This is a genomic window from Pseudomonas sp. zbq_18 (assembly GCF_043102245.1).
In the GTDB taxonomy this organism is placed as follows: domain Bacteria; phylum Pseudomonadota; class Gammaproteobacteria; order Pseudomonadales; family Pseudomonadaceae; genus Aquipseudomonas.
In genome coordinates this window covers 33,855-47,559 of sequence record NZ_JBICIT010000019.1, presented here as the reverse complement: position 1 = coordinate 47,559, position 13,705 = coordinate 33,855, and the positions used below count along the sequence as shown (strand labels likewise).

Genomic DNA, 13,705 nt, shown 5'->3' with positions numbered 1-13,705 from the left:
GATGTCTACCGTAGCGGGGGTAGTCCAGTACCCTCAGCTGAGCGGCTGTAAACCACACGCCATGATTTGACATCTGCATCAGAAAACGTGCAGTTGGAACCATCGCAGTAAACATGGTTGCTTTCGGTGCGATAGAGATGGAAGGCTCCCGCGCTTCCTTTCAGCTCCACCTCCACAAGCTCATGCAGCGGCTCCATAAGCCAACGATCGCTGCCATTCAGGTAAGCAGGGCTGACGAGCTGAACCATGCCAATCTTCAAGTCCGGGCTCTCGATGTTGACCCACTGCTCCAAGTCAGCCGGACCTGACAGCATCCACATGGACCTTACATTGGGCTCATGGATTGTCATGTAGAACCATGGCAGCGAAATCCCTTGTTCCACGGATCGCCAGAGCTGCATGTCTTCGCCAAGCAAGGCTTTCAGCGGCACCTCGGCATGCTTGTATGTTCTGAACATCCGAAGCACCCTCCAAAATGAACACTATAGATTGTAGCCCTAAAGTGTTCACGAAGGCTTCATCGTTCCTTTTGCGAGACGAGCAATATGGAACTGAAGCAGTCGTTCGGCCAGGCACTGAGAGCGCTCAGAATCAGCAGGCATCTGACGCAAGAGGACTTCTCCCAGGTCAGTAGTCGTACCTACCTCAGTTCTCTTGAACGGGGGTTGAAGAGCCCAACGCTTGAAAAGGTGGAGGGCCTGGCTTCAGCCATCGGAGTGCATCCGGTGACGCTTCTGGCGTCCAGCTATCTGCTAGACAAGAAGGTTTCGATGGAGGATCTCCTTGCACGTGTACGCTCTGAGCTTTCAGAAATCCCTCTTAAAGATGAACGGTAGCAAGCTAACTTCGCTTCGGTCAGTCGCTGATAGAGATTGTTCATCCGATAAAGCCTGAGCGTTAGTAGCGGTTCAGCCGCTCTAAATCCTAGGGGCTAGGCAATTCAGCTCATCTGTTGAGCTCTTTAATGCAGGGCCAGCGGTCATGAATCCAAGCGTATTCCTCGGGCGGATCGGTGGTCACCACATACACCCGTTGCTGCTCGTCCTCGCCGATGATCAGACAATCCAAGGCATAGCCCTCCGGCACGTCGAACCAGTGTGACGGCCGGCTCTTGTCGCCGGGCTGGCCTTCTTTCTCCAAAAAGCGTTGCACCATGCCGAAGCCGCGGCGCGGCTTGTGCTTAGCCCAGCCGCCGGCTTCCACCGTGCTGAGCCGTGCCCACCCCCCCTGGGGGCCGCTGCCTGCTTCCTCCTTGCGCCGTCCCCAGTGAATCCAATCCAGTTGACCGGTATCTTCTAGCAGCACCGGTATAGCCGCCTTGGGGTTTGGGAAGTAGATCTTCCAGACTTTTTCCGCCTCGCGGGCCTCTACGCCGCCGCACATAACTACTCCTCCTCTGTGGGCCACTGCTCAAGCAGGTGGCTCATCCTGTTCTAGACTCCCAGCGCCAGGATGGCATTCCCCATGAATGGAGCTCACCCATGCGCTACCTCAAATACCTCGCTGTCGTTCTCGCTTCTGCCTTGCTCTCTGCCTACGCCGCACTCTGGTTTGCCGCACCGGCTACCGCTGAGGCGCCGCATGCCGTCGTCCGCCCACCGCTGGTGATCGAGCAGAGCGGCGACACGCTACTGATATGGGGTGGATGGGAAACCCAGCAGGGGTATGAGGCCCCTGGTACCAATGCCATCGAGATCCGCTGCGAGCGCGCTAGCGGCCGCTGCGTTGAGGCCTACGCCTCGATACTGCACCACGACGAGGGCGAGGACCTAGAGGCACAGGTGTTTAGCTATGCCGTGCAGAGCTGGTCCGATATCCAGGTGACGGCTGTTGCCGAGCAGGCCGTGGACTGCCTAAGCCGCCGGCTGCTGGTAGACCTGCCCGGCAAACAGGCCCGGCTGGAGTGGTTTCCCCGCGCTGATGCTGACTGCGATGGTGATGTCGGCGCCGCCGTATTGGCTGGCGATCCTGTGCCGCTTGTTGACGTCGATCTCCCGCAGTAACCGCCCCCCACTACCGGAGGACTTTCGCATGGGTTACCTCTGCTTGACTCGCCGTGCCGGCGAGAACATCCGCCTCACCGTCAACCCTGGTGTAGACGTTGCAAAGCTGCTGCACCTGCTGCTGCGCGATGGCATTACCATCCGCATCGACACCCTGGGCCAGGGCGCCGTGCGCGTTGGCATCGAGGCGCCGAGGCAGATAGGCATCTACCGCGAGGAGTTGCTCGAGGGCTGACTGCCTCCTGTCGGTGACAACGGTGTCGCCGATTGACCGGATCCGGGTCTTCGCAAATACTGTTCGCATATACAGTATTCTGTGGATATACCGATGTCATCTCTTTCCATACTCGCCCGGGGTGAGCGCTTGCGTGAGCGCCTGCTCACCGACGTGGCCACCAACCTACGCATCACCGGCTTCCAGTCGCCCGCCGAGGAGGAAAAGGAGGAGGGGCTTTCCCTCGATCGGCTCACCGGGCTGGGCGCGCCGCATATCTGGGGCGTGCAGGTACTGGACGACAGTCTGGTCGGCTTCGGCATCTTCCGTGGCGACCGGCTGATCGTGAACCGGGCAGCCAGTCATCTGGATGACAAACTTGTGGTGGTGGACCTGGGCGGCGAGGGCTACCGCGTGCGTCTGGTGCAGCGGGACCTGTTCAATGGCCGCTGGCTGAAGGCCGCCGACCCGGTGGTGCCCGACGTGCAGCTGGACGGCGAGGAGATCATTGAGGTGTGGGGCGTGGTGGCCTGGGTGGTCAGCCGCGTGGCGCCATGAGCAGTCGGGGGCGCGTGTTCGCGCTGATCGACTGCAACTCCTTCTACTGCAGCTGCGAGCGCATCTGCCAGCCGGCTCTGAAGCGCCGGCCGGTGGTAGTGCTGTCGAACAACGATGGCTGCGTCATTGCCCGTAGCGCCGAGGCCAAGGCGCTCGGCATCGGCATGGGGGCTCCTTACTACCAGGTGCGGGAGCAGATGCGCCGCCAGGGCGTGGTGGCGTGCTCCAGCAACTACACGCTGTATGCGGACATCAGCAACCGGGTAATGCGTGTGATGGCGGAAATGCTGCCCGGCATCGAGGTGTACTCGATCGATGAGGCCTGGGGCGACATGACCGGCGTGGAGGACCTGGAGGGGCTAGGGCGGAGCATTCGCAAGCGCCTGGCGCGCGACGTTGGCATGCCGGTGGGCGTGGGCATCAGCACCACCAAGACGCTGGCCAAGCTGGCGAGCTGGGCAGCGAAGAAGTGGAAGGGCACCGGCGGGGTGCTGGACCTAACCGACCCGGCTCGCCAGGAGAAGTTGCTGCGCCTGGCACCGGTGAGCGAGGTCTGGGGCGTGGGCCGTCGCTCTGCGGCCAAGCTGGCAGCGCTGAACATTGCCACCGCCTGGGACCTGGCGCGTTTCGATATCAGCACCTTGCGCAAGACTTTCGGTGTGACCATGGAGCGAACCGCCCGCGAGCTGCGTGGCATTAGTTGCATCGGCCTCAACGAGGGGCCGCCGCCGAAGGAGGCCATTTGCTCGAGTAAGATGTTCGGCAAGCGCCAGTCGGAGCTGCCGCCGATCCGCGAGGCGCTGGCCGCCTATGTGAGTCGCGCGGCGGAGACGCTGCGCGGCCAGGCCTCGCTATGCAGCACCATTCAGGTGGGGCTGCAGACGCAGCTGGCAGACCTGAAGGGGCCGCGCTACGCCAACGCCGTGACCCTGGCGCTGCCGGCGCCAACCGACGACACTCGCGAGATCCTGGCGCTCGCCCAGCAGGGGCTGACGCAGATCTACCGCCCCAGTTATCCGTACTCGAAGTGCTCCATACTTCTAATTGATCTGAGCCAGCGGGGTGAGCTGACCCCGGATCTGTTCGCCCCGGCGCCACGCCGCGGCGCCGTGCGGCTGATGGCGGTGATCGACCAGATCAACCAGAAGGAGGGGCGCGGCGCCGTGCGCATCGGCAGCGTGCCGAAGACGCCGACTTGGGCAATGCGCCGTGAGATGCTGAGTCAGCGTTTCACGACGCGTTGGGAGGAGGTCATAGGGGTACGTGGATAGAAGAAGTAGTCGCCTCAATTATGAGGCTCGGAGGTCTCTAGCGAAGCGAGATCTATACAGAATGACTATTTTTGCCGACCACTCAGCTCTGTAACCTCAGCTGTAGGTAGCGCTCGTAGTTGGCTAAGCCGCTTTCGGGTCTCCTCCCAGGTGGGAAAGAACCTTCGCCAAGCGGCCATCCCTCCCATTTCACCGACCGCGAGAAGCATTGCTTTGTGAGAGGCGACGAGCAGCTCTAACTCTTCCTTCAGTAGTTCATTTTCTTTTACCAACCGAGCTACGCGAGCTTGGAGGTTTGTCCGAGAGCTCTTGTCAGTCTTTTCTATTAGCGCACGCAACTCTTGCTGCCGTGCTTGATAAGTTTCAACGAGATTTCTTCTATCTGGATTACGCGTCAGATCACTGGCATGCTTGAATGGTGAATCATTCAGTCGAGTAATTGATCGTGCGGTGATAGTGATATTGCCATCAAGCATTCTTTTAAGAATTGACTCCAGCTTCTCAAGCTTCATTCTTTACTCCTTATTATTGCGGAGTCCATCAAGGTCGTTCCTCGTGCCACATCTACGGATCGGTAGAGGTCTGGCCCATCAGGAAATGGATTGTTACCTGGAGCGGTTGAAATGGCCTTATCTAAGTTAGCCAGGCTATTTTCGGCATGGCGCAACTGATTCTGCCATCCAATGTTTCGAGACTCTGTCGGGGTCTTGTTAATTAACTCTACAGTTTCCTGAAGTCGCCCTCTTAGTTTTGTTAGGCTTTGGTTCTCCTCTTCAATTCCTGAGCGAGTTAAATGCCGGCAGCCATTATAACATTGGAGGTGTTTGGGGCAGGGGTCCACCGTGAAGCTATTAACGCAAAAGCCATATGGCGTTGCATGCAGACCATCCGCCTCTGCGGACAAAAACTGGAATGCCACATCATCCCCCATCTCTTTCTGAATCTCTAAAAACTCGTCTACTATCGGCCCTCGTATCTTATTGGCCAATATCATGCGTAGTGTTTCTTGAGCGCGCGGAGAAATAGCGTCAGCCCCGGCTGGTAGATCAATATCTGTAAGCGCTTCTGCTAGGCTACGATGATCATACACATGGCTCTGAGCGACACTGCGGCGATTGAAGCGCTTAGTGATAATGGTGTCCGCAACTCCTAGTCTAAATAGTTCGCCATTTTGCAGATGGCGCAGGGAGTGGGTATTCAGGCTCAGTGATCGATCCTCTTCCGTCTGGCCATAGCGAGCAAAAATATTATTCGGCTGACCACCAAGGTGAAGATGGAGATCAAGGGGGGAGGCGCGACTTATGGCGAAATATCGCGTGACATCCAGAACTCCACCATTCCGCTCTTCAATTAAGGGGCGGATAGGCATGAGATACATCAGTTCCGAAGAAGGAAGAGATCTGCCGGCCTGCAATTTGAAAGGAGCTATGTGCGAAACCTTGGTTGGCATGGTTTTCTTTACCATATCTTCAACTTCAGCAACGCAAAAATAAGCTTCATGCCAGACGGTCTTACCCGTTTGCGGAGAGCCGTCGGAGCGTCTAATTGTAATCGGCAGCCTATTAAAATATTTCTTACAGTTGTCAGATACGCCATAGCGGGCAATTAGGCTTATCTGCTGATTGATGATTAGCTCAAGAAATTGAGAATCTAAGGTTTCTCGATATTTTTCCACTAGCTCTTCTGATGGAGGCAGGGAAGCAAGCTCAATAGATCCAGTTAGACGGTTATAGATATCCCACGCGGGGACTATTGACTCGAGCGGATATTCAGGAATCAGTCTGCCTGTTTCGATCTGTTGTCGAAGGCGGTCACGGAGTGGGGTGCTTAGCCGCTCTGCTTCCGCAAGCGCTTCTTCAATTAAGTTCTCGAAAATCTTTGGAATATTTTGCGTATTCTCATAAAGCACCACTCCTTCAGAGTCTATATCGTCACCCTGTTTTTCAGCGAAATGCCGAATTGATAGTGCTCGAGAAATACCACCTAACTCGCCAGCAGGTCTACCATCAGCGGCGATGTAGTCATGCGCCCGCTTCCAATCCAGAGGCAGTAAGGTGTTTTCACCAATCCGGAATCCACAAGCAATTTGGATCTTGATCTGATTGAAGCGCATTGCATCTGAGAAAGTTCGGGGTTTTTCCGTAAACACTATCCGGACAAGTTCCCAGAACGCCTTTTCATCGGGCAGGCGAGCCGCAGACTTTCTTTCAGAAAGCTCTGTCCGTACCTTCTCCGTTGCTCGGTACGTATTGTTACCTTTACGCAACTTTGAAACATTCTTATCTAGATCTATTTGCTCTGGATATGGCTCGCAAAATCTTGCCAGAGGTGATCGATCCGAAATGTGCAGGGCGTCTATTAGATTACGTACAACCATACAGACATTGGCAGCCAACTTCCCTGAACTGCCCAGGCTGAGCGCCACGTTGTACGACAACTGAATTGTATCGGGAGAAAGCTGCCATGGAGCTTCGGCCGCAGCACAGGTTGCAAGAATACGTAGTGCACGCCCAATATTGTTAAGCGCATGCCCCGGTTTGTTGCGCTTAACCAAGAGCTCGTTAAGCAGCACTGCTTGGTAGAAATCTCGCCACGGTTTGGAAAGGATTTCAGTGGTAACTGGTTCGAGTCCTTGGCGTGCACGGTAGCCGTTGAATAAATTCAGTGCATTTGAGTCAAGCCCCAGGTATGAGTGCCAGAAATATGGGGGGGAGGGAAGTCCGCATAGCTTTGCGAGATCCCAGCGCGCTGTCTTGATTATGTTGCCTTCGAGGTCTGCCGCCAGGTTCCAATCTAGTCCGCGCGACTCAGCAAGTGACTTTCCAGTCTCAATGTATTTATTGAAAAAGCTATTCACTCAACAACCTCTGACTTTATAACTCGGACCTCTTCAGCAACACGTAAGGTAGCCTGAAACATTCGCTTTAGTTGTGTATACGCCGGGCTCTCCTCGTTGTTTCGCGATGCACCTGCAAAATCTGTCACGACAGAGCGCAGTTTTTCTACTACTTCTAGGTGAATCGAAGAATCCAATAGCGGCAAAAACTTTCTGCACGTATAACAACTCAAAATCGGGTTCATCGTGCAGAGCGATTGTCCAGATGAGCAACCACCAATGCCAGCAATCGGAATTCCATGTGGAACGCCTGCTATTTGCTGGTCGGGTGGGAGCCGCATGAGGGTTGCTTTGTCAATAACTCTTGTTCGTGCGACTTCCGCAACATTTGAGTAGATAGGCGAAAGCGCCAACGCCTGATTCACGCGCTCGGCTTGTGTAGGCGAGGCGTTGAAGTAGACATTAGCTGTTAAAGTTGTCGCGTGTGTCATGAACTCTGAAAGGGAGATATGGCTTACACCGGCATCTGCCAATCGTTGCGCAGCCGTATGCCGTAGGTCTGTCGCGACCCAGCGCTCACCAGTAAGAAGCTCCGTAAGATTTCCGATTGCGACAGAGACCTGCGTAGGTGTCATGCAAAAGTAAAGCTGCCCTAAAGTACTATTTTCATGCAGCCGTACCTCGTCAGCCATCTCGCCATATGATCTAAATATAACTATCCATTCATTTTTTATTTTTCGCGTTACTAACCTGCCTCGTTTGGACTCTCTTTGTTTTCCGACGGGCACCGAGATATGTAATGAATTCTTGTTGAGAGACCTGACGTCACTCGCTTTGATCTTTGCAATTTGGCCAGGCCTAAATGCATATTGATGACTCAATATCAGCAGGCAGGTATTCCTTAGCTTTATAATATCTAATTCATGCGGTGTGCCAGTCGCCCCAGAGGCTTCCAATCTTTCTGCAACATCATCTATATAAGATATGAGAAGCGACTGATCTTCAAGGGGTAGAAAGCACTCTTGAGTTCTGACTGTTCTATATTGGTCAAGGTGAGGCGAGGGGAGGAGACTCACAAAATCTCTGTAATTCGGATTCCAAAGGCCAAACGATAGATTACACAGCGAGTGTACCGCAGTCCTTGTTGAAAGCGCATTTATGTACGTCCAACTCCGAAAGTTGGCAACCCAATAGTCGCGAAACTCTGGTGGCGTCATATCAAATGCTGCTATGACATGTTTTGGCTCGCCAAGCAAAGAACCTATAAACATGCCAACTGAAACAGCGCTTTGGCGAGAGAGCATTTCCCTGGCTAAATGTTTAAATAACTCGCGCTCGCGGACTGGAATCCTCTCAAATAGAAGGCGGTGATTTCTTCCTTCTACCTCAAGAGTCCACGTATCTGCAGATGTATCCTTGATAACTCGAAACTCTTCTAAAAACCCATCGTAGTATCGAATGGATTTGTGCAGCACGGGCAGATGAATCTCTTTTTGCTTTTCCTGCTGCGCATAAAACAGATCTAACTGGTCATCGAGTTTCATGCAAAGCCGTCCAACTCTCTCAAGGTGCTAACAATTTTTTCATACTTGTCGCTCCAGACATCCGCGTGCACTGACTCGAAATATGCGCGAGCATAAAGCCTAGGCATTTCCGAACTGGCTGACCAACCAAAGAACACCCGCAACTTTTCCACTGCTGTGTCTAAGTCACATCCTGACTCCATGTAACATTTGAGCCTGTATACGGCGCAAGTGTGGCGAAGATCATGAAGAGTCACGCTATATTTTCCGCGAAAGTGCAAAGCTCTTTTCGCTGCCGGGGACAATCGAGTAGAGGCTGTTTCAAAAATACGTTGCAACTGACGCAGGGAAATTGGTTTTCCTTTCTGTGAGCCTACCAGGTAGCTGTGTGATCTGTTTCTAGTGAAGTCTAAAATTATGCGGTCGCTTGTCTGTAACAAGTCTTGGGAAATTGGCAATTGACGTCTGGACTGTGCATTCTTAATGCCGGGCGCCTCGCGGCGAGGATCCAGTTCAACATATGGGTTCTCCCGAACGCTTATCCAGCTCCGATCATCTTCAGCTGCGTAATCATATTCGGATTGAATAGCATCGCTTGCAAGTGAGGCAACTTCGCCTCGCCTCAAACCAGACGCTAACGCGCAAATAAATACAAAATAATTTCGCCAGCGGTTTCTTTCGGTACGAAAAGGGTTGCCGGGAGAAAGCGGTTCCATAATCCGGTAAAGGTCGTCGACTACAATCCCAGGCAAGGCTCGAATAGGAGCTGGCTTAGCTGCAGGGGATGGATCAAGCTGGCTATACAACTTGTCCAGATTCTCTAGCCGGCCCTTCAAGTTGTCGGCGTCTATTCCTCTGGCAAGGTAGCGGAGGATATCGACAACGAATCTAATGGCCGAAGCCCAAACTGTGGAATTGACAATGCCATCGCGTTTGGCCTGATTTCGCAGGACGCTCAGGAAGGCGGTCAGGCCAGCCTCAAGTGCATCGAATTGGCAATCAGTCAGAAACTGATCAAGGACATCGGCTTGGTGCAGCAGCGCAAAGTGCTGGTACAAGCGATCAATGGCGTACAAGCATCGGCTTCGCGTGCTGTCTTTGAGTTTCGCCTGCAGGACGTCGGCCCAGACAGTCGCCCAATAGCGAGGAAGGTTATTGTCATCGAGGAGAACCCAGCCGGTCAGGGCCTTGGGTGTTGCACTGGATCTGAGTGTTTGACAGGTCATGCCGTATCGTAGTGAAGGAAAACCTCCCTGGAAAGCCCGGAACAGACGGCTTCAGTGCCCATGACGCCTGCATAATGCAACGCTCATGAAACGTCCTGTCTTTAACATAATATACATTATGCGAACATACGTATTGTAAGAGAGTACATGCTCTGGTGCTTCGCCGCGTGGCGATTCGACTGTTGGCCTATCTGCTTACGAGGATTCTAATCAGTCGTGTTTGCAGCTTATTATCATTTTAGCTAAAGTCCCCGCCTTCGCGCTGTTGTCAGCTCGGCCAAAGGATTGCTCATGTTCCGACTCGATGGAGTCAGCTTCGCTCTGCCACAGCGAACGCTTTTGCACCCGCTCAGCCTCGATATTCCACAAGGCCAGATGGTTGGTCTGATTGGCCACAATGGCTCCGGCAAATCCACACTGTTGAAGATGCTCGCTCGCCAGCAGCACGCCAGTGCCGGACGAGTGCTGCTCGATAACAAAGCACTGGGCGATTGGAACGATCGCGACTTCGCCCGTCAGGTGGCCTATCTGCCGCAACAGTTGCCCACCGCTGACAGCCTCAGCGTACGCGAGCTGGTCGGCTTTGGCCGCTATCCCTGGCACGGCCTGCTTGGCCGTTTCTCTGCCGAAGATCACACCAAAGTGCGCGAGGCCCTGGAGCTGACCGATACCGAGCGTTTTGCCGAGCGCATGGTCGACAGCCTCTCCGGCGGTGAACGCCAGCGCGTCTGGCTGGCCATGTTGCTGGCGCAGAACAGCCGCTATCTGTTGCTCGACGAACCCACTTCGGCACTGGATATCGCTCACCAGGTCGATGTGCTGGGCCTGGTGCACCGGCTCAGCCGACAACTGGGGTTGAGCGTGATCGTCGTGCTGCACGACATCAATATGGCTGCGCGCTACTGTGACCGTCTGATCGCCCTGCACAGCGGCCGTCTGTTGCTCGACGGCAGTCCCGCCGAGCTGATGACCGAGGCCAACCTGCAAGCCATCTACGGTCTACCCATGCAGGTGCTCAGCCATCCTCAGGGCCAGCAGCCCATCGCCGTGGTGGTTTGATGCGCTGGCTTCTGTGCATGTTCGCCCTGCTGGCGAGCCTGGCTCATGCCGACAGCCGCACGCCACGCATAGCGGTGATCGACTGGGGCCTGACCGAAACCCTGCTGGGCCTGGGTGTGACACCCTTGGCCGTGGCTCAAACCGAGGGCTACCGGCGCTGGGTGCAGGCGCCCGAGCTGCCTGCCGAAGTGATCGACCTGGGCCTGCGCATCGAGCCCAACCTGGAGCTGCTCAGCCAGCTCAAGCCGGACATGATCCTGATCACCCCGCAGTTTGCCGCCAGCCGCGCCCAGCTGGAGCGCATTGCACCGGTGCACAGCCTGGCCATCTACACCGAGGAGGCCGAGGCCTACCTCGGTGCCCAGCGCGCTACCCGCGAGCTGGCCGAACTGCTCGACCGCAAGGCTGAGGGCGAAGCAATGATCGCCCGTATCGACGACACCATGGCGCGGGTCAGGCAGCAGCTGAGCTCACGCGATCTGCCTCCGTTCTATGTGGTGACCTTCCTTGATCAGCGCCACGTGCGCCTGTTCGGCAAGCAGAGCATCTACCAGGGCGTTCTCGATCGCGTTGGCCTGCGCAACGCCTGGAATGGGCCGACCAACTACTGGGGCTTCACTCAGCAGGGCATCGACAGCCTGGCCGGTGAACCGAGTGCCGCCCTGCTCTACCTGGAACCCCTTCCACCTGGCACTGCGGACGGCCTGGCTCGTAGCGAACTGTGGAAACACCTGCCGGCAGTGCGCGCGCAACGCCTGTATGCCTTGCCGCCGGTGTGGAGTTTCAACGGCTTGATGGCTGCCGAGCGCTTCGCCAACTTGCTGGAAGCACGCTTTGCTGCGGAGGACGCCCGATGAGCGACCTGTTAGCCCAAGGCCCATTGAGTGTGCGCCGCAGGCACGGTTTCTCCAGCCATCCGGCCTGGCTCTGCGCCGTGCTACTGGGCCTGGTCGTACTCCTGATCGGTATCGACCTGAGTGCGCGCCTGCCTGCCGCCCAATGGCTCTCCGCCGCTCTGACTCCCAACATGGCTGACATGCGCCAGTTGATCGTGCATTTCAGCTGGCTGCCTCGCCTGTGTATGGCCCTACTCTGCGGGGCTGTGCTGGCGTTGTCCGGTGTTTTGATGCAGCAGGTCCTGCGCAACCCCCTGGCCTCGCCAACCACACTCGGTGTGGCCAGCGGCGCCCAGCTCGGCCTGCTGATCGCCACCCTGTGGGCGCCCTGGGCACTGGAGCTCGGCCGTGAATGGGTGGCCTTGGCCGGCGGCGGCCTGGCCACGCTGCTGGTGTTCGCCCTGGCCTGGCGGCGCGGTCTGGCACCGCTGACACTGATCCTCGCCGGCCTGGTGGTGACCCTCTATCTCAGTGCACTGAACATCGCCCTGATGCTGGTCCAGCAGCAGGACCTCAATGCGGTATTCATCTGGGGCTCTGGCTCGCTTAGCCAGAACAGCTGGAGTGGCATCCAGCTGCTGTTGCCGCGTCTGGCCCTTGGCCTGTTGCTGATGCTGCCGTTACTGCGCCCACTGGCCCTGCTGGAACTGGACGACAGCGGCGTGAAGAGTCTGGGTGTACCGCTGCGCTTCCTGCGTTTCACTACCCTTCTGCTGGCGGTATACCTGACGGCCTGCACGGTCAGCGTGGTAGGTGTGATCGGCTTCATCGGCCTGGCTGCGCCTGCGCTGGTGCGATTGCTCGGTGCGCGCACGCTGAGTCAGCGCCTGCTCTGGGCACCGTTGCTGGGCGGCCTGCTGCTTTGCGTCACTGATCTGGCGATTCAGCGCCTGGCCGGTTCACTCGCAGAATTGGTGCCCACTGGTGCAGCCACTGCCCTGCTCGGCGCGCCGCTGCTGCTCTGGCTGCTGCCGCGCTTGCGCCTGGCTGGCGGTCAGCCGCAAGCAGGTGATAGTCATGCTTTCACCCGCCACCCTGCGCCTCTGCGCCGCCTGCTGCCGCTGGGTCTGTTGCTGCTTGGCGCCGTCCTGCTTGCGCTTGGCCTGGGCCAAGGCACGAGCGGCTGGCAATGGCACCTGATCGACAGCAGCCTACTGGAGTGGCGCTGGCCGAGAGTCATGGCTGCCGCCAGCGCCGGTTGCATGCTGGCCCTGGCGGGATGTCTGATCCAGCGCCTGACCGGTAACCCGATGGCCAGCCCTGAAGTACTCGGCATCAGCGCCGGCGCCGCCCTGGGACTGATCGCCCTGCTCTTCCTGCTGCCCTACTCCGGCCCCTTGGCGCAGCTGGCGCTGGGCGGCCTGGGTGCCGGCCTGACCCTGCTGTTGTTACTGGGGCTGTCGCGGCGCTCCGGTTTCGCGCCCGAGCGTGTGCTGCTCATCGGCATCAGCATCACCGCGCTGTTCGATGCCCTGCAGGTGATCCTTCTGGCCGGTGGCGACCCGCGTGGGCAAAACCTACTGGGCTGGATGTCCGGCTCAACCTACTTCGTCGGCCCGCAGATGGCACTTTGGGTACTGGGCTGCAGCCTGCTGTTGCTGCTCACCGCCCTGCCCCTTGCCCGCTGGCTGGAGTTGCTGCCGCTGGGGGACGGCACGCCACGCGCACTTGGCGTGCCGCTGGGGCGTAGCCGCTTCGTCCTATTGCTGCTAGCCGCCCTGTTGACTGCCGGAGCCACGCTGATTGTCGGCCCTCTCAGCTTCATCGGCCTGCTGGCACCACACCTGGCGCGCCTGCTGGGCCTGGCCCGAGCCTTACCACAGCTGCTCGGCGCGGCGTTGCTCGGTGCACTGGTGATGGTGGTGGCGGACTGGCTGGGGCGTAACCTGCTGTTCCCGGCCCAGCTGCCGGCAGGGCTGCTGGCCTCCTTGCTCGGCGGAGCTTATTTCATGCTTTGTCTGTATAGGCGCTGATCGGGGTCGGAGCGAATTTATTCGCGATCCGGGCCGGCGCTGAGTGGCCTGCTTATCGCGGCCAAATCCGCGCCCACAAAAGCTCGATGACGGATGCTGCCTTGTAGCCCCGCTGTCATCCGGTGCAGTTCGGCACACTTCCCGGA

Annotated in this window: 14 protein-coding genes; 8 read left to right on the top strand and 6 right to left on the bottom strand. The window is 57.1% G+C overall.

Translation table 11 applies throughout. The features are described from left to right. Window positions 1–5 precede the first annotated feature (5 nt). A complete protein-coding gene (locus ACF8C6_RS15490; protein WP_392500111.1) occupies window positions 6–458 on the bottom strand; it encodes a hypothetical protein in 453 nt (150 codons plus the stop codon). Window positions 459–545: 87 nt separating this feature from the next. Between ACF8C6_RS15490 and ACF8C6_RS15485 the strand changes: the two genes are divergently transcribed. Continuing rightward, complete coding sequence (locus tag ACF8C6_RS15485; protein ID WP_392500110.1) at window positions 546–836, top strand: helix-turn-helix domain-containing protein; 291 nt, start codon at window positions 546–548, stop codon at window positions 834–836. Window positions 837–945: 109 nt separating this feature from the next. Here the strand turns inward: ACF8C6_RS15485 and ACF8C6_RS15480 are convergent, their stop codons facing one another. After that, window positions 946–1,383 carry a hypothetical protein gene (locus tag ACF8C6_RS15480; RefSeq protein ID WP_392500109.1) on the bottom strand — a complete coding sequence of 146 codons (438 nt, stop codon included), beginning with the start codon at window positions 1,381–1,383 and terminating at the stop codon, window positions 946–948. A 98-nt stretch (window positions 1,384–1,481) separates the two neighbouring features. Here ACF8C6_RS15480 and ACF8C6_RS15475 point away from each other — a divergent pair, with 98 nt between their 5' ends. The 4 genes from ACF8C6_RS15475 (at window position 1,482) to umuC (ending at window position 4,046) form a co-directional block, all read left to right on the top strand. Next, window positions 1,482–2,003: a hypothetical protein gene (locus ACF8C6_RS15475; RefSeq protein WP_392500108.1), complete on the top strand. Its 522-nt coding sequence runs from the start codon at window positions 1,482–1,484 to the stop codon at window positions 2,001–2,003. Between the two features lie 28 nt (window positions 2,004–2,031). Next, the gene (locus tag ACF8C6_RS15470; RefSeq protein ID WP_392500107.1) at window positions 2,032–2,238 is read left to right on the top strand and encodes a carbon storage regulator; all 207 of its coding nucleotides are present in this window, start codon (window positions 2,032–2,034) and stop codon (window positions 2,236–2,238) included. A gap of 93 nt (window positions 2,239–2,331) precedes the next feature. Beyond that, a complete protein-coding gene (locus tag ACF8C6_RS15465; protein ID WP_392500106.1) occupies window positions 2,332–2,775 on the top strand; it encodes a LexA family protein in 444 nt (147 codons plus the stop codon). After that, entirely contained in the window at window positions 2,772–4,046 is a 1,275-nt protein-coding gene (umuC, locus tag ACF8C6_RS15460; RefSeq protein ID WP_392500105.1) for a translesion error-prone DNA polymerase V subunit UmuC, read from the top strand. Before ACF8C6_RS15465 ends, umuC begins: the two co-directional genes overlap by 4 nt. Window positions 4,047–4,111: 65 nt before the next feature. Here umuC and ACF8C6_RS15455 read toward each other — a convergent pair whose 3' ends face one another. Genes ACF8C6_RS15455 through ACF8C6_RS15440 form a run of 4 tightly spaced genes read right to left on the bottom strand, consistent with a single transcriptional unit; the run spans window position 4,112 to window position 9,631 of the window. Then, window positions 4,112–4,558: a hypothetical protein gene (locus ACF8C6_RS15455; protein WP_392500104.1), complete on the bottom strand. Its 447-nt coding sequence runs from the start codon at window positions 4,556–4,558 to the stop codon at window positions 4,112–4,114. Beyond that, window positions 4,555–6,903 carry a hypothetical protein gene (locus ACF8C6_RS15450; RefSeq protein ID WP_392500103.1) on the bottom strand — a complete coding sequence of 783 codons (2,349 nt, stop codon included), beginning with the start codon at window positions 6,901–6,903 and terminating at the stop codon, window positions 4,555–4,557. The genes ACF8C6_RS15455 and ACF8C6_RS15450 overlap by 4 nt, the downstream gene beginning before the upstream one ends. Next, entirely contained in the window at window positions 6,900–8,426 is a 1,527-nt protein-coding gene (locus ACF8C6_RS15445) for a hypothetical protein (RefSeq protein ID WP_392500102.1), read from the bottom strand. Before ACF8C6_RS15445 ends, ACF8C6_RS15450 begins: the two co-directional genes overlap by 4 nt. After that, window positions 8,423–9,631 carry a tyrosine-type recombinase/integrase gene (locus ACF8C6_RS15440; RefSeq protein WP_392500101.1) on the bottom strand — a complete coding sequence of 403 codons (1,209 nt, stop codon included), beginning with the start codon at window positions 9,629–9,631 and terminating at the stop codon, window positions 8,423–8,425. The genes ACF8C6_RS15445 and ACF8C6_RS15440 overlap by 4 nt, the downstream gene beginning before the upstream one ends. 291 nt (window positions 9,632–9,922) lie before the next feature. On the opposite strand from ACF8C6_RS15440, the gene ACF8C6_RS15435 reads away from it, so the two are divergent. From ACF8C6_RS15435 to fhuB, 3 genes are read left to right on the top strand one after another with little or no spacing between them, the layout of a single operon-like run. Further along, a complete protein-coding gene (locus ACF8C6_RS15435; protein ID WP_392500100.1) occupies window positions 9,923–10,690 on the top strand; it encodes an ATP-binding cassette domain-containing protein in 768 nt (255 codons plus the stop codon). Beyond that, entirely contained in the window at window positions 10,690–11,547 is an 858-nt protein-coding gene (locus ACF8C6_RS15430) for an ABC transporter substrate-binding protein (protein WP_392500099.1), read from the top strand. Before ACF8C6_RS15435 ends, ACF8C6_RS15430 begins: the two co-directional genes overlap by 1 nt. Continuing rightward, entirely contained in the window at window positions 11,544–13,559 is a 2,016-nt protein-coding gene (gene fhuB, locus ACF8C6_RS15425) for a Fe(3+)-hydroxamate ABC transporter permease FhuB (RefSeq protein ID WP_392500098.1), read from the top strand. Before ACF8C6_RS15430 ends, fhuB begins: the two co-directional genes overlap by 4 nt. The last annotated feature ends 146 nt before the right edge of the window (window positions 13,560–13,705 follow it).